The sequence below is a fragment of the Bacteroidales bacterium genome (genome assembly GCA_035353855.1).
Lineage (GTDB): Bacteria > Bacteroidota > Bacteroidia > Bacteroidales > CG2-30-32-10 > DAOQAK01.
Genome location: DAOQAK010000001.1, coordinates 100,015 through 126,898, shown reverse-complemented (window position 1 = coordinate 126,898; position 26,884 = coordinate 100,015). Strand labels below are relative to the sequence as shown.

At 35.2% G+C, this 26,884-nt stretch carries 12 protein-coding genes; 10 read left to right on the top strand and 2 right to left on the bottom strand.

Annotated features, from left to right (window positions below; genetic code table 11):
• Positions 1-336 precede the first annotated feature (336 nt).
• From PKK00_00470 to PKK00_00445, 6 genes are all read left to right on the top strand, one after another.
• Entirely contained in the window at positions 337-2,694 is a 2,358-nt protein-coding gene (locus tag PKK00_00470; protein ID HNW96864.1) for a TonB-dependent receptor, read from the top strand.
• Between the two features lie 12 nt (positions 2,695-2,706).
• Positions 2,707-3,588 (top strand): DUF4249 domain-containing protein, encoded by an 882-nt coding sequence (locus PKK00_00465; GenBank protein HNW96863.1) that lies wholly within the window; start codon positions 2,707-2,709, stop codon positions 3,586-3,588.
• Between the two features lie 26 nt (positions 3,589-3,614).
• On the top strand, positions 3,615-4,568 hold the full coding sequence (trxB, locus tag PKK00_00460) for a thioredoxin-disulfide reductase (protein ID HNW96862.1): 954 nt from the start codon (positions 3,615-3,617) through the stop codon (positions 4,566-4,568).
• 610 nt (positions 4,569-5,178) lie between these two features.
• Positions 5,179-9,753 carry a T9SS type A sorting domain-containing protein gene (locus tag PKK00_00455; protein ID HNW96861.1) on the top strand — a complete coding sequence of 1,525 codons (4,575 nt, stop codon included), beginning with the start codon at positions 5,179-5,181 and terminating at the stop codon, positions 9,751-9,753.
• Between the two features lie 167 nt (positions 9,754-9,920).
• On the top strand, positions 9,921-14,534 hold the full coding sequence (locus tag PKK00_00450) for a T9SS type A sorting domain-containing protein (GenBank protein HNW96860.1): 4,614 nt from the start codon (positions 9,921-9,923) through the stop codon (positions 14,532-14,534).
• 191 nt (positions 14,535-14,725) lie between these two features.
• Positions 14,726-15,652, top strand: coding sequence for a hypothetical protein (locus PKK00_00445; protein ID HNW96859.1), 927 nt, complete (start codon positions 14,726-14,728; stop codon positions 15,650-15,652).
• A gap of 162 nt (positions 15,653-15,814) precedes the next feature.
• Here PKK00_00445 and ssb read toward each other — a convergent pair whose 3' ends face one another.
• Positions 15,815-16,147 carry a single-stranded DNA-binding protein gene (gene ssb, locus PKK00_00440; GenBank protein ID HNW96858.1) on the bottom strand — a complete coding sequence of 111 codons (333 nt, stop codon included), beginning with the start codon at positions 16,145-16,147 and terminating at the stop codon, positions 15,815-15,817.
• A 99-nt stretch (positions 16,148-16,246) separates the two neighbouring features.
• On the bottom strand, positions 16,247-16,615 hold the full coding sequence (locus PKK00_00435) for a four helix bundle protein (protein HNW96857.1): 369 nt from the start codon (positions 16,613-16,615) through the stop codon (positions 16,247-16,249).
• A 370-nt stretch (positions 16,616-16,985) separates the two neighbouring features.
• Between PKK00_00435 and PKK00_00430 the strand changes: the two genes are divergently transcribed.
• From PKK00_00430 to PKK00_00415, 4 genes are all read left to right on the top strand, one after another.
• A complete protein-coding gene (locus tag PKK00_00430) occupies positions 16,986-17,759 on the top strand; it encodes a T9SS type A sorting domain-containing protein (GenBank protein ID HNW96856.1) in 774 nt (257 codons plus the stop codon).
• A 433-nt stretch (positions 17,760-18,192) separates the two neighbouring features.
• On the top strand, positions 18,193-21,546 hold the full coding sequence (locus PKK00_00425) for a helicase-related protein (protein HNW96855.1): 3,354 nt from the start codon (positions 18,193-18,195) through the stop codon (positions 21,544-21,546).
• Between the two features lie 6 nt (positions 21,547-21,552).
• Positions 21,553-22,374, top strand: coding sequence for a KilA-N domain-containing protein (locus tag PKK00_00420; GenBank protein HNW96854.1), 822 nt, complete (start codon positions 21,553-21,555; stop codon positions 22,372-22,374).
• Entirely contained in the window at positions 22,374-26,414 is a 4,041-nt protein-coding gene (locus PKK00_00415; protein ID HNW96853.1) for a DUF559 domain-containing protein, read from the top strand. The genes PKK00_00420 and PKK00_00415 overlap by 1 nt, the downstream gene beginning before the upstream one ends.
• Positions 26,415-26,884 lie beyond the last annotated feature (470 nt).

The window sequence follows — 26,884 nt, the reverse complement described above, 5'->3', positions numbered from 1 at the left end:
TGCGCCACACCCCGAAAAAAATACAATAAAAGAACTTTAAAAAAATAAATAAAGGTACGCTAGCCTCCCGATAACAATCGGGATGCGCCACACCCCGAAATTTCTAATTGTCAAATAAGATATTTGTCTTAGGCAAACACTTTCTTCTCATTTTTTATTTTTCAAACAATACTAAAATTATATTCGTAATTGTTTGAAATTTTAAAAATCGTGCAAATATAATATTAATTTTATTAGAATTCTTTATTTTTTTATGACTTCATATTTATATATTTGCTACTATTTTAGAAACAAAAGTATACTTTTAACGTTGCACTTAAGTTTAAAATTTAGATTATGCGTAAGTTTTATTTGGTTTTATTAATGATTACCAGTTTAACGATTTCAGGGTTCTCTCAGAAATTCACTATTAGCGGGTACGTTAAAGATAAACAAACAGGGGAATATTTATTTGGTGCAAATGTGTACCTTAAAGAGAATATGAAAGGAGCACAAACCAATCAATATGGATATTATGCCATTACTGCCGATAAAGGTTCATATACCCTTGTAGTGTCGTATATGGGATATGTTGAACATACTGAAACACTGGAACTCAAGGAAAATAAAAAAATAAATATTGAACTCGATGAAAAAGTAATTACAAAACAGGAAGTGGTAATTACAGGCGAAAAAGATGATAAAAATACTTCGAGCGTCGATATGGGGAAAGTGCAAATGGATGTAGAAAAAATCAAGAGTCTTCCTGCATTCATGGGTGAAGTGGATATTATGAAAACCATTCAGCTTACTCCCGGAGTACAAAGCGCCGGTGAAGGCAATAGCAGCTTTTATGTAAGAGGAGGTGGCCCTGACCAAAACCTGATTTTACTGGATGAAGCGGTAGTTTATAATGCCTCGCATTTGTTTGGGTTCTTCTCTGTATTCAATGCCGATGCTGTAAAAAATATTGAATTGACTAAAGCTGGAATGCCTGCAAACTATGGAGGACGACTGGCTTCGGTTCTTGATATTTCAATGAAAGAGGGGAACAGCCACGATTACCATGTTGACGGAGGAATTGGATTAATATCTTCAAGGCTCACAGTACAGGGACCTGTAAAAAAAGATACCAGCTCATTCATTATTTCTGCAAGAAGAACATACATCGATCTTTTGATGAAACCATTTATCAAGAAAACATCGGCATTCAAAGGTACCTCATATTATTTTTATGATTTGAATACAAAGATTAATTACAGGCTTTCTGACAAAGACCGGATTTTCCTTAGCGGATATTTTGGCCGTGATATTTTTAGTTTGAATCAAAAGGATTTAAGTTTTAAAAATACCATCGAATGGGGAAATGCAACAACATCATTCCGTTGGAATCATGTTTTTGCTCCTAAATTATTTTTGAACACCTCGATTATATACAGCAATTACCAGTTTGAAATGGGCGCCACGCAAAGCGATTATGATATTAAACTTTATTCAGGTGTAACCGATTATAATGGAAAACTTGATTTCTCTTATTTTCCAGATAGCCGTCATAAAGTAAAATTCGGCGGAAATTATATCTATCATATTTTTACTCCGAATAATGCAACTGCCAAAACCAGCGGTGTTGACCTTGACCTTGGCGATGAAGTAAGATTGTTCAGCAATGATGTAGCAATTTATGCAAATGATGAATGGGATGTAAACGATAAAATAAAAATTAACGGAGGTTTGCGTTACACGTACTTCCAATTCCTCGGGCCGTTCGACCGCTTTATTCTTAATTCATCAAACCAGGTCATTGATTCAATACATTACGGATTATGGGAAAATATAAAAACTTATAACCACCTGGAACCACGACTTTCCATGCGTTATGGTATAAATGAAGTTTCATCAATCAAGGCTTCTTTTTCACAGAATTATCAGTACATTCATCTTGCTTCGGTTACAGCTGTTTCATTACCTACTGATATTTGGGTGCCCAGCACCGATATTGTGAAACCACAATTCGGAACGCAATATTCATTAGGGTATTTCAGAAACTTCAGAAAAAATATGTGGGAATCTTCAGTAGAGGTTTATTATAAAGATATGAAAAACCAGATTGAATTCAAAGAAGGTTCGCTACCCGAAGACAATATTAAAAACAATACAGATAACAATATGACTTTTGGAAGAGGATGGTCATATGGTGCAGAGTTTTTTGTTAATAAAAGAACAGGTCAATGGACAGGGTGGCTTGGTTACACATTATCATATACCAAAAGAAAATTTCCTGAAATCAACGGAGGTAAAGAATATTGGGCAAAATACGATCGCCGTCATGATGTGTCATTTATTTTATCGTATGAATATAATGAAAAATGGACATTCTCGGCAATATGGGTTTATGCTACAGGAAATGCAATGACGCTTCCTATTTCCCGATATGTTATAAACGGAGCAATAGTAAGCGAATACGGACCTAAAAATGATTACAGGATGCCAGCATATCACCGTGCTGATATTTCGGCCACTTATACCGGTAAAAAACATAAGAAGTATGAATCGAGCTGGAATTTCTCGATTTATAATCTTTATAACAGGTACAACCCATATTATATTTATTTCCAGACTACAGGAACTGTTGCTGAATATCATCTTGAAACACAGGCAAAGCAGGTTTCTCTTTTTCCTATCTTACCTTCAGTTACATGGAATTTTAAATTTTAAATTTGTTTAACAATGAGAAAAATAGATAATATATTTACTTTAATATTTGTAATGTTTTCATTATTCATATTTGATTCTTGTGAAAAGAATATTACAGTGGATGTTCCTGAATCAGAAGAAAAAGTGGTTGTTGAAGGCTCAATTGACTTAAATGGTTATGCAATGGTATTCCTTACAAAAAATTTACCTTATTTCGGAGTCATCGATTCAACAATGATCTATAATTTAATAATACAGGATGCAACAGTAGTTGTTTCTGACGGTATCATAAATGACACTTTGCAAAAAACTTTTAATATGAACTATTTTCCTCCAATTTATTATATAGGAAATAAAATAAAAGGAGAAGTTGGGAAAAGATATTTTCTAACGATAAATGCAATGGGGAAAACCTTTACTTCTGAAACAACAATTTTGCCTCCTCCAATATTAATAGACAGTGTATGGTTTAAAGTGGAACAGAATCAGGATAGTCTAGGATATGTATGGAGCATATTTAATGATCCTCCTGAGCCGGGTAATTTTTATAGGTTGTTTACAAAGAGAATATCAAAAGACAGTGTTTTTTGCCCGATATTTTTCTCTATTTATGATGATAAATATTTTAACGGGCAGCAATTTCAGTTTTCAATGATGAGGGGTGCATCTTCATTGGGATTATCGGAAGAAGATCCTGAATTTGGTTTTTATAAGATTGGAGATACTGTGATCGTGAAATATTGTTCTGTTGATAAACCGTCTTATGATTTCTGGCGTACTGCTGAGGGCGAAATGTATTCGAGTGGAAATCCATTTATGACCCCTTCACAGATAGTAACCAATATTGTAGGTGGTGGTCTTGGCGTATGGACAGGTTATGGAGTTTTTACCGATACTGTAATTTGTAAGTATTAAAATCATATTTTTGCAGTAAAAAAATTATGCAAGAGAAAATTGAAAAAACAAAATGTTTGATTATTGGTTCGGGACCGGCAGGGTATACTGCTGCTATTTATACTTCACGTGCCGACCTTAAACCTATATTGTACCAGGGAATACAGCCGGGTGGGCAACTTACCATTACTACAGAAGTTGAAAATTTTCCCGGATATCCTCAGGGAATAACAGGACCGGATATGATGGAAGACTTGAAAAAACAGGCTGAACGTTTTGGTGCAGATATACGCTGGGGTTCGGTTACGAAAGTCGATTTTTCTAAACGCCCTTTCATTATCAATACCGATGATGAAAAAGAAATTCATGCCGATACAGTGATTATTGCTACCGGAGCTTCTGCAAAATGGCTGGGTATTCCTTCAGAAAATAAATTTGGTGGATATGGGGTTTCCGCTTGTGCAACATGCGATGGTTTTTTCTATAAAGGTAAAGTTGTTGCTGTTGTTGGAGGTGGTGATACTGCATGTGAAGAAGCTACTTATCTTTCTAACTTATGTAAAAAAGTTTTTTTAATTCATCGTCGTAATGAACTGCGTGCATCCAAGGCTATGCAGAATAAAGTTTTAACCACAGCAAATATTGAAGTGATTTGGAATAGTATTCCATACGAAATCGTTGGTACAGAAGATGGATTTTCAAAGGCTGTGAATGGTGTAATCCTGAAAAATACCATTACCGGAGAAGAAAAGAAAATAGATGTTGACGGTGTTTTTGTTGCAATAGGGCATAAGCCGAATTCTGATCTTTTTGAAGGTCATGTTGAATTGCATGAAAACGGTTACATAAAAACTGAACCCGGTTCAACGCGAACCAGTGTTGAAGGGATTTTTGCTGCCGGCGATATCCAGGACTTTACTTTCAGGCAAGCTGTTACTGCTGCCGGAAGCGGATGTATGGCTGCAATTGAAGCCGAACGTTTTTTATATTCAGTGGAATAAATTCTTTCCATTGATTTTATGATAAATTGTACTTGTTTTTTTCATTTTAAAAAATTAATAGAACAAGTTATGCCGATAGTAACCAATTGTTGAAAGATTATTTTTGTAGTCGCCACGGCGACCTGATACGTATAGGTATATAGGGTTGTTATTGTTAATTTATAATACAGCTGTCCGGGCTTTCATAATTCGAACACGACAAAATAACAGCCTCAAATATTCAGTATAATAGGCATATATTGTCTATATAATAAGGCAATTTGTCTTTTATTATAACTATATCTTCTATTTTGTTTTAATAGTAAAATGAAGAAGTATACATTTCAAAATTAATTTAGATATATTAATGCATGATTTCTATCAGAAATTAAATATTTTTATAATTCGTGAATTAATTATTGTATGATATTGTTCTAAACATAAATAAAAATACCCCTTAAATAAAAGCTCACATGAAAAAAAATTATGCATTTTAATTGCTTTTGCGCTTATTAGTATAGGCTCATTTGCACAGGTTGCCTACTATTCGTATAGTCAGACAACAAGTACTTACGACACACTTGTTACAAGTACCAGTAATGCACTTACTCCTTCAATAACAGCAACAGGAATGTATTATGTTGATGCTGCTGCTCCTGCAGGTAGCACTACTGTATATAAAGGAGTAGGGTTGCCAATAGGATTTAATTTTACGTTTAATGGCAGTGTTGTAAATGTTTTTGGAGTTAACGCTAATGGCTGGATTTCATTTGGACAAGATTCAGTGAATTTAAATTCATCGGCATCAAACACACCAATAAGTGCCACCTCTACTGCTTCATCGGTTTTGCAAAATAGAGTAAGCGCTCTTGGTAGAAACCTTGTTGGACAAACAGGTTCGCAATTAACTTATGCAACTATAGGAACATCGCCTAACAGGGTTCTGGTTGTTGAATGGAAAAAATTCAAAAGAGGCACAACAGGGACAGCAGATAATATAAATTTTCAAATCAGGCTTTATGAATCAACAAATGTTGTTCAGTTTGTTTATGGTACAGTAACATATGCAAGTACCAATACTTCATCGTGTGAAGTAGGTTTACGCGGACAAACAAATACTGATTTCAATAACAGGACAGGTACACTTTGGGCTTCAACAACTGCGGGTACTGCTAATAATTCATCGGTTAGTATTTCTTCAACAATTGTTCCTTCATCAGGTTTAACATTTACCTACGCTCTTTTACAATATGATGCAGGTGTTTCTGCAATCAATTCTCCAACAGGGCTTGTAGCTGGTATAACAAATATTGGAGTTACAGTTAAGAATTTTGCATCGGATACACTTAAAAATGCAAGTATAGCATGGAGTGTAAACGGAGTACTTCAGACACCTTATGCATGGACAGGTAATGTTGCATTTGGCAATACTAATGGTCCAACTATTATTGGTACATATGATTTTACCACTTCAGGATTATATACTATTAAAACATGGACCGAAAACCCCAATGGAAATACAGACCTGAGAAATAGCAATGATACATCAATAGCTACCGTTTATGTTAAAGATTATGCATCATTACCATTTTCTGAAAGTTTTAATGGAACATGGGTTAATTTTTTAGGAACACGTGATGTGCCTTCTGTATATTGGAGTAATTCTGCATATACAGGGAATAATTCCTGGAGAAGAAATGACGACGGAACATCAGCATCCTGGACTAATGCAACCACCGGTGCTTATACTCCAACCGGAGTTGGTACAGGTACACTTTATTCTGCACGTTTCCATTCAGCAAGCGTAACAGCTGGTACCAGCGGAGCATTAGATGCATATATTAACTTTTCAACAGTTGGCCCGAAAATACTCAAATTCTGGCATATCAATACTTCCGGAACTGACACACTTTCAGTGTTTTTGTCGAGTAACGGTGGCCCTTTTACTTTAATTCAGAAGTTTGCCACAGCAGCAGCATGGACCGAACAACTTGTAGAATTAGGAACTTCAACTGCAGCAAATTCAGTAGTTAGATTTTCTGTTAAAAATTTATCTACTACTAGTGGAACAGATGTTGGTATTGACAGTGTTCAGGTTTATATAAAACCTGCTAATGAAATGGCTGCTGTAAGTTGGGTTGCTCCTCAAAGCGGATGCGGGCATACAGCCAGCGATACAGTAACAATAAAAGTTACAAATATGGGCGCTGCTGCTCAAACAAATATTCCGGTTTACTATTCTATTAATGGCGGGCAAACAATTATTGGTCCTGAATATATTGCAGGTCCAGTGAATCCCGGTGATACCGTTCAATATACTTTTACCCAGCATGCAAATTTCCTGACTCCCGGTAACTATAGCTGTGGTGCAGCTGTCAGCTTATCTACAGATTTAAATCATTTGAATGATACAATATTTGCGAATATTTTTTCAGTAGGAACGATAAGCACATTTCCATTTACTGAGAATTTTAATACAGGAAGCAGTAACTATTTTATGCTTTCTGCAAATGCAAACGCTGGTGCAATATTCCGCGATACAAGTGGTGTGAATAACACGGGTTGTGCATTTATGACAGGATTTTCAAGCAGTACAGGATGGACTGGAACCGGTACCATTTCTGCATCAGCAGCATATGGGACTTATACAACACATCATGCAGTTTTAGAACCTTGTAATATAAATGCTACAGGTCTTACACATCTAAGAATGAAATTTGATTTGAAACAAGTTTATAACTCACAAAAAACATATACATGGCTTGTTTTAATTGCTAACGGAGTAGATACTTTAAGCGATATAAATGGAACCAAATATTTTAATCCAACAACAGCTTCATCGGATCCATTTACTACCAGAACGTTTGATTTATCAGCTTATGCTAATACAATATTCTCTTTAGAATTCAAATCTGCCTGTAAATATAATGCAGCTAACGGAGTTCCCGGAAATAATAACTATATTGATAACATTGAATTTTTTATTCCTCCTGCTAATGATGCCGGAATTACTTCAATTTTAAAACCTGTAAATAAAATTTGTGGAATAGTTAATGATTCAGTGAATGTTATTGTAAAAAATTACGGAACGGATTCACAAATTAATATTCCTGTACAGGTTGACGTTACTACTCCTTCTGGATTGGTTACTCTGAAAGATACATTAGAAGGACCTCTCGCCATGAATGCCATAGATACACTTTTTGTAGGATATTTGAATACAACGGCTGAAGGTAATTATATTTTAAAAGCCTATACTGATTTGTCAGCAGATATAACTTTTAATAATGATACCACAACCACCACAATTACTACAAATCCTATATTAGCCATTCCTCATGTTGAAGATTTCCAGGGAACACCAGCGCTTGCAAACTGGAATGTAACTAATTTCCTTAGCGGAACAGGTCATGGAAATACCTCAACAGTAATGTATGCATCTATGAGCACTACAGCTACAACTGCCAGTGCATTTATGAATAAAAAAACCGGTCCGGTTACCAATAAATCATATCTTTCTTTTGATTATAGAATCGTAGGTACTTTAGGAACGGGAACAACATTAACAACAGATACTATATTGGTATTACTTTCGGATGATTGCGGATTAACATACGATACGTTGAAAATTATTAATTCAGCTAACCATGTTACTTCGGCTACTATGAAAAAAGAAATACTACCGCTGGCATCCTATTCAGGTTCATCAGTAATTCCGGGATTCCGTGTTAAAAGAGGAACTTCCGGAACTTATTATGTAGATATTGATAATGTTGCTATTTCTGAAATACCGGTTGTAAACCTTGGTCCGGATACAGCTTTCTGTAAGAATAATCCGGTTATACTTAATGCCGGAGCATCTGCTTCAGGATATACTTATTCTTATACGTGGTCAACATTGCTGCATCCTGCATCAATAGCAACTACTCAAACCATAAGTGTTGATTCGGCTGCTACGTATATTGCAGTAGTCAATAATGGTTATGGTTTAACATCAACTGATACTGTAGTGGTAACTCAGTTTGCTTCTCCCGTTGTTACTTTAGGAAATGACACTACTGTTTGTGGTTCCTATATATTAAATCCGGGAACAGGTTATTCCTCATATACATGGTCAACAGGAGTGCATACTCAAACCATTAATGTGACAACAACTGGTAATTATTGGGTTGATGTTACAAATGCTCATGGATGTATAACAAGAGATTCGGTTCATCTTGTTATTATTCCTTTACCTGTTGTTTATGCAGGTTCTGCACAATCGATATGTTATTTAGATTCATTGAATTTATTAGGGAGTACGGCTGCAAATTATGATTCATTATCATGGACAACCAATGGTAACGGGCATTTTATTGATAGTACGTTGTTGCATACAAAATACGTTCTTGGCGCATCTGATATAACAAATGGAACAGTAACTTTAACTCTGACTGCTTTTGCTGATTGTGATACGGTTTCTTCTAATGTAGTGATAACAATTACTACATCACCTTCTGCAAATGCCGGAACAGATACTGCAATTTGTTTTGGTAGCTATGTGCAATTATTAGCTGTTGGCGGAGGTACTTATTCATGGAGCCCTTCAGAAGGTTTAAGTGATGCTGCAATTGCAAATCCTGTAGCCAGTCCGACAACAACAACTACATATGTGGTTACTGTAACCAGTTCATGTGGCTCTGCAACTGAAAATGTTGTTGTTACTGTTGACCATATTACTAAACCAAATCTTGGAAATGATGCAACCATATGTGTAGGTAATACTGTTACTATTAATGCCGGAACAGGTTACAGTTCGTATGTATGGTCAACAACTGAAACTTCTCATTCAATATCTGTAAATAATACAGCCGGTTCATATGTTATTTGGGTTGCTGTAACATCAGGTGCTTGTACCGCTCGCGATACGGTTAATGTTATATACGATCCATGTGTAGGTATTGAGGAATACAAAGAAAACATAAGTATGAATATAATACCAAACCCGGCAAATGGTATAGCAAATATAGTTATTGAAGGATTGCATTCCGATGCTATTTTATCAATATTCAATATTCAGGGAAGTGTTTTATATTCTGAAAATATAACAAATGATAATTCAACTTTTGTTAAACAAATGGATTTTACTAATTTACCAAACGGAATTTATTTAGTGAAGGTTACAAGCAAAAATGAAAATATGATAAAAAGACTTATTTTACAATAGAACAATTTACTGATAAGACAAAAAGACCGTCTTATCTTTGAGGCGGTCTTTTTCATCATAATTTTTTTTTGTTAAATATTTTATCTATTCAATAAATTATCTACATTTGGTCAATATAAAAATAAACCAAACATAATACAAATCTATTATTAATTAAAATTAACCCCATGAAAAGAAAATTATGCATTTTAATTGCATTTGTGCTTATTAGTATGGGCACATTTGCACAGGTTGCGAGCTATGTATTTAGCCAACCATCGGGTACATATGATACATTAACTGATGGAACATCATTAAACCCTGATTCAACGGTAATCATCTATTATGCTGATGCAGCAGTTCCTGCTGGTTCTTCAACAATATCAAAAGGAGTGGGAATCCCTATAGGGTTTAATTTTACCTATAATGGAAGTGTTATGAATGTTATTGGAGTGTGTTCTAATGGATGGATATCATTTGGACAGGATTCTGTTAACATGAATACTTCTGCAACAACAACCCCTATTAGTGCAACATCAACAGCATCTGCGGTTTTGCAAAATAGGGTAAGTGCATTTTCGCGTTCAGGAACAACGAATTCAATTTACCCGCAGAAAAATTCTAAATTAACTTATAAAATACTTGGTACTGCTCCGAACAGGATATTCGTTATTGAATGGAAAAAATTTAGAAGAAATACTACAGTAACGAATGTTAATGAAAATATTAATTTTCAAATACGACTCTATGAAACTACAAACTATGTACAAATAGTATATGGTACAGTAGCATATGGCAGCACTAACATAAGCACTGTTCAGGTTGGATTACGTGGACAAGCAAATACGGATTTCAATAACAGGACAGGTACAGCATGGGCAACAACAACGGCTGGAACAGTAAATACTGCAACGGTATCTATTACTACATCTATTTGTCCTACAACTGGTCTTACTTTTACATGGGCACCTCCGGTAGTAACACAATATAATGCAGGGCTGACTGCAATTAATGCACCTGTTACACCTGTTGCTTCTGGTAGTAGCAATGTTTCAGTTACGGTAAAGAATTGGGGAACGGATAGTTTGAAAACAGCTACTATAGGTTGGAGTGTAAATGGAACAGTTCAAACTCCATACTCTTTTATTCATGCCGGATTAGCAAAAGACTCAGTTTTTGGTCCTGTTACAATTGGGGCGTATAATTTCACTACTGCCGGTGCTTATATTTTAAAAGCATGGACATATTTACCTAATGGAGGTTCCGATGGATATACCGCTAATGATACTGTAACTAAAACTGTTTATGTACAGGGATATGCTTCACTGCCTTTCTTGGAAAATTTTAACGGAACATGGATAAATAAAGAAAATACAAGAGATGTGCCTTCTATGTATTGGAAAAATACACCAATAACAAGTGATAGTTCCTGGAGAAGAAATGACGATGGAGTTTCTGCATTATGGACTAATGCTACAACTGGTACATATACTACTACAGGAACACTTTATTCAGCACGTTTTCATACAGCTGGAGCAACAACAGGTACTGCCGGGAAATTAGACGCTTATCTCAATTTTTCAACAGTAGGTAAAAAGATGCTAAAATTCAGGCATATCAATACATCGGGAACAGATACTCTTTCAGTATTGATGTCGAATGATGGGGGAAACACTTTTACTTTAATACAAAAATTTGCGACAGCTTCAGCATGGACTGAGCGTATATTAAGCTTAGGTACTTCAACTGCGGTAAATACGATCATTCGCTTTAGTGTGAAAAAAACATCTACAAATTCAACAGATGTTGGTCTTGACAGTGTTCGGGTTAATATATTAGCGCCTGATGATGCAGGTCTTACCGCCATGAATGCTCCTGTTTCTCCTGTTCCTGTAGGTTCTAATCCTGTAACTGTTACAGTAATGAATTACGGAGCAGATAGTCTTAAAAATGTATCTATTGGCTGGTCTGTAAATGGTAGTGTTCAAACATCTTATCCTTATACAAATTCAGGTATAGCTACAAGTGCTACTGCTGGTCCTGTTTCAATAGGATCATATAATTATACAACACCCGGACTTTATACTATCAAAGCGTGGACATCGCTACCTAATGGAAATACTGATGCTGATCATACAAATGATACTATATCCAAAACTGTTTATGTACAGACTTATGCCGCCATACCTTACATAGAAAATTTCGACAGTACCTGGGTGAATAAAAATGATACTTTGGATGTGCCTTCTTTATATTGGTCAAATACTCCTGCTTATGGCAATAATTCATGGAGAAGAAATGATGATATAATATCAGGTTCATGGACATCCCCAAGCCTTGGAGCATATACTGTAACTGGTGCTAATAGCACAATACATTCTGCCAGATTCCATTCTTATACTTCTTACAATTCAGTTGGAATAATGGATTTGTATATTAATATGGATACTGTTGGAGGCAAGATGTTAGATTTTTGGTATATCAATCCTGCCGGTAATGATTCTCTTTCGGTATATTTATCCACTAATAACGGGACCTCTTTTGGATTGATAAAAAAATATCAAACAGCTACTGCATGGACACAAGACATCGTTAACATAGGAAATTCTACATCTACAAATTGTGTATTGAGATTTAAAGGAATACCAGCTATTGGTTCAGATGATATGGGTATTGACCAGGTTCAGGTTTATATGCAGCCAGCTGATGATATGCAAGCTGTTGAATGGGTCTCGCCTGTTAGCGGTTGTGGTTTAACGAATGCAGAATCGGTTACCGTTAAATTTAAAAATGTTGGAACAGCATCTCTTACAAATATTCCGGTAAAATATTCTATTAATGCAGGAACTACAATTATAGGCCCTGAGTATATTGCAGGACCTGTTGCTCCAGACAGTACAGTAACTTATACATTTGCTACGAAGGCTGATTTTTCAACTACAGGTATTTATGAATGCGGCGCTGTTGTTAAAATGTCAACAGATGTAATTAACATAAATGATACTGTTTTTATTGATATTTCATCTTCAAAAGCAATTAGTGCTATTCCTTTTGTTGAAAATTTCAATACGGGTTCTAGCGATTATATGATGTTATCTGCTAATACTGAAGCAGCTATTAGTTATGATACCATTGGTACTTCAGCTACCTACGGAATATATTTTACAGGTGCTGCTTCTGGCTCCTGGTCATCAGGTGCTACTACAGCTAATGCGGCTTGGAACACGTATACTACACATCAGGCATTTGCAACAACATGCCAGGTTACCGACCCGAATTTAGCAAAACTTAATTTGAAATTCGACTTAAGACAAACAAGTGGCAGTACTGCATATATGACTTATAACTGGTTTGGTGTAGTTGTTAATGGAGATACGCTGACTGATATAGCTGGCAATCAATATTATCATCCCACTACTGCTAATGCAGATGTATATGCTTCTAAATATTTCGACCTTTCTGCGTACTCAAATAATGATTTTACTATTAAATTTATTTCATCATGCAGAAAAAATAATGCAAGTAGCACAAGCGGAGTAGGCGATAATGTGTATTTTGATAATTTTACTTTATACGTTCCTCCTACAATCAATGACCTGGGAAATGATACCAGTATTTGCCAGGGCAGCTCTTTAGTTTTGGATGCTGGCGCCGGTACCGGTTATTCTTACCAGTGGACCAAGCTTCCTGCAACAACTGTTTTAGATACAACTCAAACTTACACTGTAACAGCAACAGGCAATTACCAGGTAGTGGTTACCGATGCTTCAGGATATAGTGCTGCTGATGCAGTAACTGTTACTGTTAATGCGCTCCCTGTTGCTAACGCAGGCACTGATACAACTGTTGCATATCCGAATACTATAGCTACATTACATGGAACAGCTACTCCAACAGGAACCTATACCTATTCATGGTCGCCTGCAAGTTCGCTTGTTGATGCTACACTTCAGAATCCTACAACCATTGCTTTAAGTGTACCTACTATTTTCACACTTACTGTAACAAGCGCTGCAGGTTGTGTGGGTACTGACCAGGTTACAGTTAATATTTCAGGAGGACCTTTAAGTGTTGCTGCATATGCATCACCTGATACAATATGTTGGGGTAAGGTTTCACAAATTACAGCTCTCGTAGGTGGAGGGAAAAAACCTTATATATATAGCTGGACATCAACACCGGCAGGATTTACTTCTGACCAGGATACCGTTGATATTTATCCTGCAATGAATACCACATATAATGTTATGGTTACTGATTCAAATAATAATACAGCTACTTCTTCGGTTACAGTTACTGTTATTGATCTGCCATTTGTTAATTTAGGGGTTAATGTTTCTATTTGTTCTGATGAAATAAAAACATTAGATGCTTTAAATACAGGCTCCACTTATTTATGGTCAACCGGAGAAATAACTCAAAAGATCAACATTGATTTTAATGACGCAACAGATAGCATTGCTACGATATGGGTTAGAGTTACCAATGCAAATGATTGTATCAGTAGCGATACTATTAAAATTACATTTATTGATTGTACGGGTATAACTGAATATGGCGCTAACCCTGTAGTTAATGTTTCACCAAATCCTACAAATGGATTAACTAACATTACCGTAAGCGGATTGGATAATACTGCTGATTTAAATATCTTTACCTTACAAGGTCAGTTGGTTTATAACAGTAAGGTTATAAATAATTCAAAATCGGAAATTGATCTATCGGGCTTACCAAAAGGTGTTTATTTTGTGAGAATCAGTAATGATAAAGCTAATTCAATAAGCAAACTTATTCTCGAATAAATACGTTAATATTATTATGTTTAAAGGAAGCCGCCTCAGTATTTTGAGACGGCTTCTTTTTTTATGCCGAATATCAATCCAAATATACCATAAATGTTCAAAAATGTACCAGATATAAAATGATACTTTGATTACTGATATTTTTTTAATTAATTTTTGTAATATTAATATATCCAAAATTATTTTAGCAGATGAGAAAATTAGTTTTAAATATCATTATGATATTTTTTGTTCTGAGTCAATTATTTATAGGAAATAATATTTCAGCACAATGTGTAAATGCAGATTTCTCACTTGGAGATTTTACTAATTGGACAGGTTCGGTTGGAGAAAATCAATCAGGAGTATATGCGGTTACAGGCATATCAATGGTACCTGGTACTTCTAATACTATTTCATACGCAACGGCATTAGGAAGACAAACGATAATGAATCAACCAAATACAGATCCGAATACAGCAAATATGTTAAGTGTTCTTCCTCCAAATGGTAGTAGTTCCTGTAGGTTAGGAAATCCGAGAACAGCAGGTTGTGATGGAAGTAATCCTCAAGCAGAACGAATAGAATATTCATATATGGTTACTGATGCAAGTCGTATTTTTATGTATCAATATGCTGTAGTGCTTCAACTTTCAGAAGATAACCCATTGGATGAAAGACCAAAATTTACTATTTATATTTTGGATTCACTTGGTGCTATTGTTAATTCGACTAATGGATACTATGAAGTTATTGCTTCTACGGGTATTTCAGGATTTATTACATGTCAGCCAGCTTTTGATGATTGTAAAACAGATAATGTGGTTTGGAAAGATTGGACATCTGTAGATGTTGATTTGTCTGATTATATTGGGCAAAATGTTAAAGTGCAATTTACCACATATGATTGTGATCCGGGAAATGCAGGTGGATATTTTGGTTATGCATATATTTCATGCAGTTGTGGGATGTTAAATGATATTATTGAAAATGATAATAATAGTTTTATCCAAATTTTTCCAAATCCCGGAAAAGGAATATATACATTAACATTAGGAAATATTCCTGGTAATGATTTGAATATAGAAATTTATAACTCACTGGGGGGCTTGTGTATAGTGGCTCTCAGAATACATTAACTAAAGCAATTGATATTTCTGATGAACCAAAAGGAATTTATTTTGTAAGAATTTTTTCGGGCAAAAAATATTTGTTCAGGAAATTAATTCTTGAATAAAATATACAAAAGCAAGAGCGGCTGCCCTGAAAGGGCAACCGCTCTTGCTTTTGTAACGCCATTCTTAAGCAGCAACTGCTTCAAAAGTATTTGCGACTATTTCGGAAATATATTTTTTATTTCCTTTTTTATCAGTATAAACGCGGTTGACAAGTTTTCCGGTTATCGAAACACGCGTGCCTTTTTTTAATATTTTTTCAGCATCTTCCGCAGTTTTATTCCATAGCACTATGTTATGCCAGGTGGTTTCTTTAATCCATTCACCATCGCGGTTTTTGTAGCTTTCATTTGTGGCAAGGGAGAAATGTAATTTTTTCCCGCCGTTGTTGAAGTTTGTCATTTCAGGTTCAATCCCTATGAATCCGTTCAGTTCTACTTTGTTTACAGTTTTTTCCATGATGTAAAATTTAAGATTTATTGATTTATGATTTTTAAGTTGACAAGTTTACAAGCTAACAAGCTAACAAGCTGACAAGCTGTAAAGGGTTTTGCTTGCCTATCTATTTTTTAATATTTGAGTTAATATGTTGATTAATTTATTTAGCATTTTTTCAATCTCATTACATTTCTCCAATAGGTTGAATAGTTTTTCTTTGTGAAGAAAATTTAAATTTCCTGCTATTTCAAGTTGCGTTTGCAGTTCGTATAATGACCCTCTTGATATATTAAGGAATCGTATGTATTCGCGCTTGTGCTGGCGACCGTAACCTTCAGCAATATTTGAAGGAATCGAAATGGAGCATCTTTTTATTTGTGAAGTAATAGCAAACATTTCTTCTTTTGGAAAGCCCGATGTTGCCGAATAAATATCGGTTACCAGCTTAATTGACTTTTGCCACACTATTAAATCTTTATAGGTTTTCATATTTTTTTGATTTATTTATTATTTCTCTTATCAACTTATCCCTTGTCATCTTGTCAACTTGTTTACTATAGTTTACTTACTTGACAACGCAAAGGAACAACCTCCCAAAACTTTCTCTCGGTTTTTACTTAATTAGTTTCGTTTAAAATTCGTTTCCAACCGTTTGTAATTGGATAATGTTTTTCTAAATATTTGATTTTAAGGAATATTATTTACTTTTGTTAATGGGAAAATAGCTGTATACTAGTAAATTTATAAATAGCAACGTATAAGTTAGCGTTCATTGGAAAAAACCCGAGACAATACAAAATGGAAATATAAACAAAAAAACAAAATAATCATGAAAACAAAAATCTTTTTGCCAGTTTTGATGCTGATATGCATCAGCTGGAATATAAGTAATGGAGCTACGTATCATCGTAATTTGGATAACACTTACAATGTACAATTTATCAATATTTGTGCAGGACCAAATGATACGCTTATCGTTCATCAGCCAGATACTGCTGTGAATAATATTATGTGGTCTGATCCCGGAATGGTAAACGTATTCTTTAATCAGGATACAGTGATTGTAACGTATAATACCCAAGGCAACTGGTATTTTAGTTCAACAGAGACTGGTAAGGATTTCTATGTGTACTTCATCCAGGGCTTGCCTACGCACCCTGCTGATATGGCACATGATAGCGTGTTTGCACAAGGGACGACAACCATCAACTGGACCTTGGATGCAGAGAATCTTACTGCAGGATATTCATGCACGTACTTATGGGACGATAGTTCTACCAGCAAGTATCGCACTATCACGGATACAGGGACCTACTGGCTACGGATTACGAATGATTGTGGTTCACGCACGGATACCATCCATGTGACCATCTACGATCCTTCTACAGGGATATCTAAGTATGATGAAAGAAACGGATTCATAAGCGTATATCCTAATCCAGCAACTGATAGAGTGAATTTGACAATCAACGCTACGAACTTTGATGTAAAGGTATATACATTATTCGGACAGGTACTCTTGTCTGAACGCAATTTAAAAACGATAGATTTTTCTAAATATTCTCAAGGGACTTATATCCTAAAAGTACGGAGTGATAACAATTTTACAACAAAAATAATAATAAAACAATAACCACCGAAACGCTAACAGGCTGCTGCTTTCAGTGGCGGGGAAGTGGCTCGTGAGATAAGGAAGTAATAATTTAAACGGTAGTTTATTTGGAAACGGCAGTGGGTAAAGTCGCCTCCGAAAAGCAAGCAGCCGGAACGTTGGCAACAAGTGTAAAAAGACACAGACGAGCAGACAGATACGATAGTGATAAATAATAACGATAGAAAGGATTTAGCTTTTTGACAGGACAGTGCAAATTTGATGGAAATTTATTTTGTTTTTTTCTTCCCCCCGCAAAAAAAGAAGAAGGAAACCCCACCCACATTGCAGCACATTTGCAAGCCCCACGAGCCAACGCTCAAAACCAAAGCTTGCAAAAGAGCTGCAATTTTGCCGACCCACTTGAGGACAGTTACAAGCAAATTGATTATTTTTAGCATTTAATGATTCAAATATGAGTATAAACCTTTCTTCCATTCGAGATAATAAAAACAGAGGTTCTGTAGTGCAGTTCCTAAGAGATAATATAAAATCAGATTCAGATTTATCAATCGTTTCAGCATACTTTACAATTTATGCTTACAGTCATTTAAAAAACGAACTGGACTCAATTAGTAAATTGAAATTTCTTTTTGGTGAACCGACTTTTATCAAAGCTCTTGACCCGACTAAAGTTAATAAGCGAGACTTTAAAATTGAAGACGATAAAATTGTAATTCCTATTGAAAGCCGTTTAACTCAAAAAGCCATTGCCAAGGAATGTTCGGAATGGATTCAACAAAAAGTTGAAATCAAATCAATGGTAAAACCAAATTTCCTGCACGGAAAAATGTACCATGTTACACAGCAAAGCGGTGTTGAGAAAGCAATTGTAGGCAGTTCAAACTTTACTGTTAATGGGCTTGGACTTGGTGGCAGCCCGAATATTGAATTAAACTTGGTGGTTGACAATGACCGTGACAGAGCCGATTTAAAAGCTTGGTTTCAGGAATTATGGGACGATAACACCGGATTGGTGGAAGATGTAAAAGAACAAGTTCTTAAATATCTTGAACAGCTTTACATAGAAAACGAGCCTGAATTTATTTATTTCAAAACTCTGTTTCACATTTTTGAAAATTATCTTGACGAGCAACAAAAAGGCGGATTGCTCACAGGACAGACAGGATTTTTTGAAAGTGAAGTTTGGGCAATGCTTTACGAATTTCAGAAAGATGGTGTTAAAGGAGCAATAAATAAAATTCTTAGACACAACGGCTGTATTATCGCCGACAGCGTTGGGCTTGGTAAAACATTCGAAGCATTGGCTGTTATCAGATATTTTGAATTGCTCAATTATCGTGTTTTGGTTTTGTGCCCAAAGAAACTTTCAAGTAACTGGACAATCTATCAGGCAAGTCAAAACAACTCATTAAATCCATTCTCAAAAGATAAATTCAGTTACAATGTGCTTTATCATACCGACCTTGGAAGAATAACAGGAAAGTCCGATGCAAATGGAATTGATTTAGAAAATTTCAATTGGAGTGCTTATGATTTAGTGGTTATTGACGAAAGCCACAATTTCAGAGGAAACCCAATGGAAAAAATCAAAGACGATGGAACAACCCGAATGAACCGTGCTAAATGGTTAATGGAAAAAATCATCAAAAGTGGCGTAAAAACAAAGGTTTTAATGCTTTCGGCAACACCGGTAAACAATAACTTAAAAGACCTAAGAAACCAAATATCATTAATTACAGAAGGCAGAAACAATGCAATGTTTGAAAGTACAGGAGTTAAAAACATTGCGTTGACTATGAAAAACGCCCAGACACAATTTACCAATTGGGCTGACAAAAAAAAGAATCCAAACAAGAAACAAAATGAGCTAATCCAAAAATTAGGTTCAGATTTTATCAAATTGCTGGACGAATTAACCATTGCAAGAAGCAGAAAACACATCAAGAGTTTTTACAAGGCAGAAGCTGAAATTGGTAAGTTTCCTGAAAGGATTAAACCAATTGCAATCTATCCAAACATTGACACAAAAGACAGGTTTTATACTTACGACGAGCTAAACAGAATCATACTTCAGTACAAATTAGCACTGTTTAATCCTTCGGCATATATTGAACCTGATAAAACCAGCAAATACGAAGAACTTGCAGCAACAAAAGGTGTTTTGGGATTTAAGCAAAGCGACCGTGAGCATTTTTTGATTGGTATGATGAAAGTAAATTTTTTGAAACGTCTTGAAAGTTCTATTGAGTCTTTTGAGATTTCAATGGATAGAACCATTCAGAAAATTGAGAAACTGGAAACTAAAATAAGAGATTTTCAGAAGTCCAAAGTTAAATCGCAGGAAGAAGAACTGGAAACGTACCAGCCTGATGAAGATGAAATTGAAGAAAATGAAGAAGAATTGGAACAATGGCAAGTTGGTAAGAAACTGAAATTTGATTTAGCTGATTTGGATTTAGATACGTGGCTTGCAGATTTGGAAAGAGACCGCGAAGCATTAAACAAACTTTACAATTTTGCAGTTGCTGTAACGCCTGACAGAGATGCAAAACTAAAAGACCTGAAGAAATTAATCAATGATAAAATCCAAAAGAACCTAAATACCGGAAATAACAAAGTTGTTGTGTTTACTGCCTTTGCCGACACAGCTAATTATTTATATGATTGTTTGCTTGATTGGGCAAAGAATGAATTAAAACTCAATATTGCTTTGGTAGCAGGTTCGCAAACGAAAACTACTTTTGGCAAAAACGAATACAATAATATTCTGACAAATTTTTCTCCGATTTCAAAGAACAGAGACAAAATGAAGTCAATGCCTAAAGAAGGAACAATTGACATTTTAATTGCAACTGACTGTATTAGTGAAGGTCAAAACCTGCAAGATTGCGACTACCTGATAAATTACGACATTCATTGGAATCCTGTTCGCATCATACAGCGTTTTGGTCGTATTGATCGTTTGGGCAGTAAAAACGATAAAATTCAATTAGTGAATTTTTGGCCAACAAAAGACCTCGATAATTACATAAATCTTAAAGAGCGTGTTGAAGCCCGAATGGCTTTGGTTGATGTTACAGCAACTGCCGATGATAATGTACTTGCAACCGAACAGATTGAAGAATTAATTGAAGACGATTTGAAATACCGCAATCAGCAATTAAAGAAGTTACGTGATGAAGTACTTGACCTTGAAGATATGAACGAAAGCATTTCGCTTACTGACTTTACACTAGACGACTTTAGAATTGAATTGCTCAACTTTATTGAAAATAACAGAAAAAAACTTGAAGATGCTCCATTTGGTTTATACGCGGTTGTTCCTTCGCCATCGGGCAAATATTCAAATTTGCTTGATACCGAAAAGCTTTCAACGGCTGAAAAAGAAATTATTAAACCCGGTGTCGTTTATTGTTTAAAACAAAAAGGCGATACCGATGGCAACGAAGAAGTGAATCCTTTACAACCCTATTTTCTTGTTTACATAAGAGACGACGGACAAGTTAGATTCAATTACACAAACGCAAAACAAATACTTGAAATATATCGCTTGATGTGTTCGGGAAAATCGCAGGCATTTGAGGAATTATGCGAAATATTTAATGCTGAAACCAAGCAAGGTGAAGATATGCAGAAGTATTCAGAACTTTTGGCAAAGGCAATTGATGAGATAAGCAGAATTTTCAATAAACGAAGCAACCAAAAAATCACTGGTAACGACAGAGGCGCATTGTTAATTCCGAAATCAAAAAGAATTAGCGAAACAAACAATTTTGAACTGGTTACATGGCTAATAATTAAATAGGTTTTTATGAAAAACAGTAAAATTGAGGTTAAAGGTACTGAAATCACCATTTTAAAAACCACGTCAGACGATTTTATATCATTGACTGATATTGCTCGGCATAAAGACACTGTCAATACCGATGATATTATTAAAAACTGGATGCGAAACCGCAATACAATTGAGCTTTTGGGATTCTGGGAAAGCATTTACAATCCCAATTTTAAACCCGTCGAATTCGACGGGTTTAGAAAACAAGCCGGATTAAACAGCTTTGTAATGACACCAAAAAAATGGATAGAATCAACTAATGCAATTGGTATTGTTTCTAAATCAGGTCGTTATGGCGGCACCTTTGCTCATAAAGACATAGCTTTTGAATTTGCCTCTTGGATTTCAATTGAATTTAAACTGTATGTGATTAAAGAATTCCAACGACTCAAAGCCGACGAAAACGACCGCCTGAAACTCGAATGGAATTTACAAAGAACGCTCGCAAAAGTAAATTATCATATTCATACAGATGCAATTAAAGAGAATCTTATCCCGGCTGAATTGTCAAAACAACAAATCAGTTTTGTGTATGCCAACGAAGCCGACATGCTTAATGTAGCTCTGTTTGGTAAAACAGCTTTACAATGGCGAAATGAAAACCCAAATGCAGATGGAAATATCAGAGATATGGCAACCATTGAACAATTGGTGGTTTTATCAAACTTGGAAAGTATTAATGCAGTACTTATACATCAAGGCTTATCGCAAAGCGAGAGGCTGGTGCAATTAAATAAAATTGCAATTACTCAAATGAAATCACTACTCGGAAATAAAAATTTGAAAAAACTAAAATAATGACTACCGAAGAATTTAAAACAAATATACAAGAAGCTTTGCAATCATTTGCGAAAGGTAATCTTACAAAAAACAGTCTGGAGCTATTCGCTAAACTCGGTTACGTTACCGTACGCCGTGCACCACTTGATAAGCCTACTTTTAATGAATTTGAGGATACATATATTTCTGACCAAAAGTTTGATGAAACTAAAGCAAGGGTTAAGGAATGGAAATATGTTGATTTGCTTTTCCAATTATCCAGAGAAGAAGTATCGCAACAAGCCAGCTTATTCGACACAAAACAAGTTGATAATACCATCATTGAAACCTATTTGTTTTTCGCCATTGAATTAATCGGCGAAGAGTACAACCGTACTGATTTATCAAACATAACAAGAGAGATTAACCGCTTGTTTCCCATGCCTGTAATGGTTCTTTTTAAGTATGGGTACAAACTTACTTTTTCTGTTATTAATCGCCGCTTACACAAACGTGACGAAAGCAAAGATGTACTTGAAAAGGTTACGCTGATTAAAGATATTTCCATCGAAAGCCCATTGCGTGCTCACATTGAAATACTTTTTGATTTATCGTTTCAGGAATTATTGAACAAACATCAGTTTACCAATTTTGTTGAACTGCACAATGCCTGGCAAAAAACACTCAATACCAAAGAACTGAACAAACGATTTTACAGCGAATTGTTTAACTGGTATTTGTGGGCTGTTCAATCCGTTCGTTTTCCGAATGATTTAAACGATGATAAAGATGATAATGTTTATAATGCCGAGAGTGTGATTCGCTTGCTTACACGCTTGATTTTTGTTTGGTTTATCAAAGAAAAGAACTTGGTTCCTGAAACATTGTTCAATGTAAAAAAACTGAAAGCCATACTTAAAGATTTAAAACCTGAATCGGAAAAAACTTCGGTGTATTATCGTGCTATTCTGCAAAACCTGTTTTTTGCAACGCTTAACACCCCAATGGATAAAGATATTACTGACGAAAACAAAGACGAAAAACGCCGTTTTATAAATACATTACCCAAAACAAGCAACGACCACTATCTCGACCAAACCAAATATCGTTATCAGGACTATTTTATTAATCCTGACAAAGCCCTTGAACTATTTGCAACCATACCTTTTCTGAATGGTGGTTTATTTGAGTGCCTCGATTTTAAAGAAGGAAACAAGGAAATCCGTTTTGATGGATTTAGTAGTACTGAGAAACGACAAGCGTTTGTTCCCGACAAATTGTTTTTTGCCGATGAGTTTGTTTTCGACTTGAATACTGAATATGGCACCAAAGGCAAAAAATACAAAGTAGAAGGATTGATAAATATTCTCGATAGCTACAAATTTACCATTGCCGAAAACACACCGCTTGAAGAAGAAATTGCCCTTGACCCTGAATTGCTGGGTAAAGTATTCGAAAACTTGTTGGCAAGTTACAATCCCGAAACACAAACCACAGCACGTAAGCAAACAGGAAGTTTTTATACGCCTCGTGAGATTGTGAACTACATGGTTGACGAAAGTTTGATTGCCTACTTCAAACAAGTATTAAAAAGCTCCTCCCCTGATAAAGGGGAGGTGTCCGAAGGACGGAGGGGTCAAGAAAACATATTCAATCCCGAGGTGTCCGAAGGACGGAGGGAAAAATTAAATAATCTTCCTCATTTAAAAACTTTCAGAAAAGAGCTCAGGAATAATTTAACCCCTGCTGAAGCAAAATTATGGACACTTTTAAAAGGTAAACAGTTAGAAGATAAAAAGTTTAGACGCCAATTTAGTGTTGCTAATTATATTTTAGATTTTTATTGCCCTGCTGAAAACCTTGCTTTAGAACTCGATGGACAAGGGCATTTTGAAGAAACTCAAGCTCAATATGACCTTGAAAGAGATTTGTTCTTACAACATACAGGAATTAAAGTGTTAAGATTTGAAAATAAATGGGTATGGGATAATCCTGATGGATTAATTGAGGAGATAAAAAGAAATTTTGCATGGAAAGATAAACAACCCCTCAGTCAGCCGTTGGCTGACAGCTCCCCTTTTGAAGGGGAGCAGCTTCTTGAAAAAAAATTGCGTGATTTATTTGCACATACCACTGACTTACCCGAATTTTCTAAAACTGAAAACACAGCATTAATAAAAGCAATAAGCAAAGCCAAAATACTTGACCCTGCTTGTGGTTCGGGTGCTTTCCCGATGGGTGTGTTACATAGGCTGGTTGACTTACTGAACAAACTCGACCCTGAAAATAAACACTGGAACGAATTACAAAAGCAACGTGCCATTGCTGAAACCGCCGAAGTATTTGATAGTGGCGATACCGAAGAACGCAAAATACGCCTTGAAGAAATTAACAAGGCGTTTGACCTTAGTATGAACTATCCCGATTATGCTCGTAAACTGTTTTTGATTGAGAATTGCATTTACGGCGTGGACATACAACAGATTGCGATTCAAATTTCAAAGCTTCGTTTCTTTATATCGCTTATCGTTGACCAAAAAGTAAACGACAGCAAACCCAACCGCAACATATTGAGTATGCCTAACCTCGAAACCAAGTTTGTGGCAGCCAATACGCTTATTGGGTTGGATAAACCGCAGCAAATGACTTTAATGGCTGGCGATGTGGAACGATTTGAAAAAGAACTGGCTTCAATACGTCATAAAATTTTCTTTACCCGGAAATACTCAGCTAAAAAAGCATTAAAGAAAAAGGAAAAAGAAAAACGTGAAGAATTACAAGCCGCCCTTACACAAAGCGGTTTCAGTAAAAATGTTGCAGGGCAAATTGCAGGCTGGAATCCTTTTGACCCCATGCAATCGGCTAAGTTTTTTGACCCGGAAACAATGTTTGGTTTTGACTCTGGATTTGATGTTATAATTGGTAATCCTCCTTATGGCATAGTAAAAACTTCTAATACTGAAAAAGAAATACTTAAAAAATATCAGTTGTACAAAACTGCTGATTTTAAAATAAATCTTTTTGCCTTGTTTCTGGAGAAAAGTATTTTATTATCAAAATCCGGTTCCTCAAATTCTTTTATTATACCAGACTCTTCATTAAACCTTCCGGCATTTAAAAAACTTAGAGAATACATTTTATCTTATACATCATTGAAGTACATTTCCCATTTTAATGAAGATGTATTCGAAACGGCAGCTGTAGGTAAATCTGTAATATTGCAATACGAGAAGAATGCTACTAGTAAGTCTTTTTTATTTCGCTCTTTTGAAACAATTCATAAATGTGTTGAAAATGAGATTGATATTGAAAGAGTCAAAAAAGATATTGATTTGAAATTCGTATATAAATCTAATCATTCTGGTGCAGACACCCTTTTGGACAAATTGAAAAATATTGAATCAAAATTAAATACATTTTGTGAAATCTATGATGGAATAAACCCAGGCAGTGAATTAATAAAAGACACATTAATTACTCAAAATAAAATTGATAAGGATTCAAAAAAAATTATTGATGGTAAATGCTTTACGAGATATTCTTCTATTGAATGGGATGGTTTTTACATTTATTACAACGAAGATTATGTGGAAAAACTTAGAAGAAAAATTGAAGCGAGAGGTGAATCATTTACTGCCAGAATTATTAAAAGAACAAATTTTTTCATTCATCAGAAAATTGTTACAAGACAAACTGCTGATTCAATAATTGGCACACTTGATTTTAATAAATTCTATGCGAAGAATTCTGTACATTCAACATTATTAAGAGACGAATTTAAGGGTAAAACAAGTTTGAAAATTATATTAGCAATACTCAATTCATCACTTATTGATTGGTATTATAGAACAGAATCCCTCGAATCAGGGAGGTTGTTTCCTCAAGTAAAGATTGAGAGACTACGAAATTTGCCAATAGTACTTCCAACAAAAACAGAGTTAACAACTGAAATTGAAAATATTGTTGATGAACTATTAATTTCATTTGATACTCAACTATGTAAAAAGCTTGATTTTATTATATACAAGCTTTATGAATTAACTGAAGAAGAGATAAAAATAATTGAGGGAATTGAATAGCCATCGCAATAGCACACGGGCGACAGAGTCAGTAAAGAAAAATGAAGTAGTAAATTGCCAAGTTTAATATGAAAGTGCAATTTGACAGAAACCTACGGACAGACAAGAACCGCCAGTGCATAACAGGCGGTATATTTTATTGCCGAGATAGTGCGGGTTTCAACGTTTCTGCATCTAATAAACTTTTGTGTACCTTGACAGGAAAGTGCTATTAAATCGGCAACTGCAAGCTACACGCAAACCGTTGGCACCAAGTGTAAAAAGATAGACGATAGTACTAAAATTGAAAAGTAAACCATTGTGAAAGGACAGAAAAATGAAATATTGAATAGAGAAGTAAGCCGATCCGCTTTCATTACATTGCTGACGGACAAGCACTCAAGCCGACCCAATGTTTTTTATTTTTTGCCCACTGCACATTTTTTAAAACAATTACTGACACACAATGGCACATCTGATTTTATTCAGAC

Bases quoted from the DNA above. Each gene is read 5' to 3' on its own strand.
- PKK00_00425 (HNW96855.1), top strand. From the start codon at position 18,193: ATGAGTATAAACCTTTCTTCCATTCGAGATAATAAAAACAGAGGTTCT.
- PKK00_00435 (HNW96857.1), bottom strand. From the start codon at position 16,615: ATGAAAACCTATAAAGATTTAATAGTGTGGCAAAAGTCAATTAAGCTG.
- PKK00_00470 (HNW96864.1), top strand. From the start codon at position 337: ATGCGTAAGTTTTATTTGGTTTTATTAATGATTACCAGTTTAACGATT.
- PKK00_00430 (HNW96856.1), top strand. From the start codon at position 16,986: ATGCTGATATGCATCAGCTGGAATATAAGTAATGGAGCTACGTATCAT.
- PKK00_00455 (HNW96861.1), top strand. From the start codon at position 5,179: ATGTATTATGTTGATGCTGCTGCTCCTGCAGGTAGCACTACTGTATAT.
- PKK00_00450 (HNW96860.1), top strand. From the start codon at position 9,921: ATGAAAAGAAAATTATGCATTTTAATTGCATTTGTGCTTATTAGTATG.
- trxB (HNW96862.1), top strand. From the start codon at position 3,615: ATGCAAGAGAAAATTGAAAAAACAAAATGTTTGATTATTGGTTCGGGA.
- PKK00_00420 (HNW96854.1), top strand. From the start codon at position 21,553: ATGAAAAACAGTAAAATTGAGGTTAAAGGTACTGAAATCACCATTTTA.
- ssb (HNW96858.1), bottom strand. From the start codon at position 16,147: ATGGAAAAAACTGTAAACAAAGTAGAACTGAACGGATTCATAGGGATT.
- PKK00_00415 (HNW96853.1), top strand. From the start codon at position 22,374: ATGACTACCGAAGAATTTAAAACAAATATACAAGAAGCTTTGCAATCA.
- PKK00_00465 (HNW96863.1), top strand. From the start codon at position 2,707: ATGAGAAAAATAGATAATATATTTACTTTAATATTTGTAATGTTTTCA.
- PKK00_00445 (HNW96859.1), top strand. From the start codon at position 14,726: ATGAGAAAATTAGTTTTAAATATCATTATGATATTTTTTGTTCTGAGT.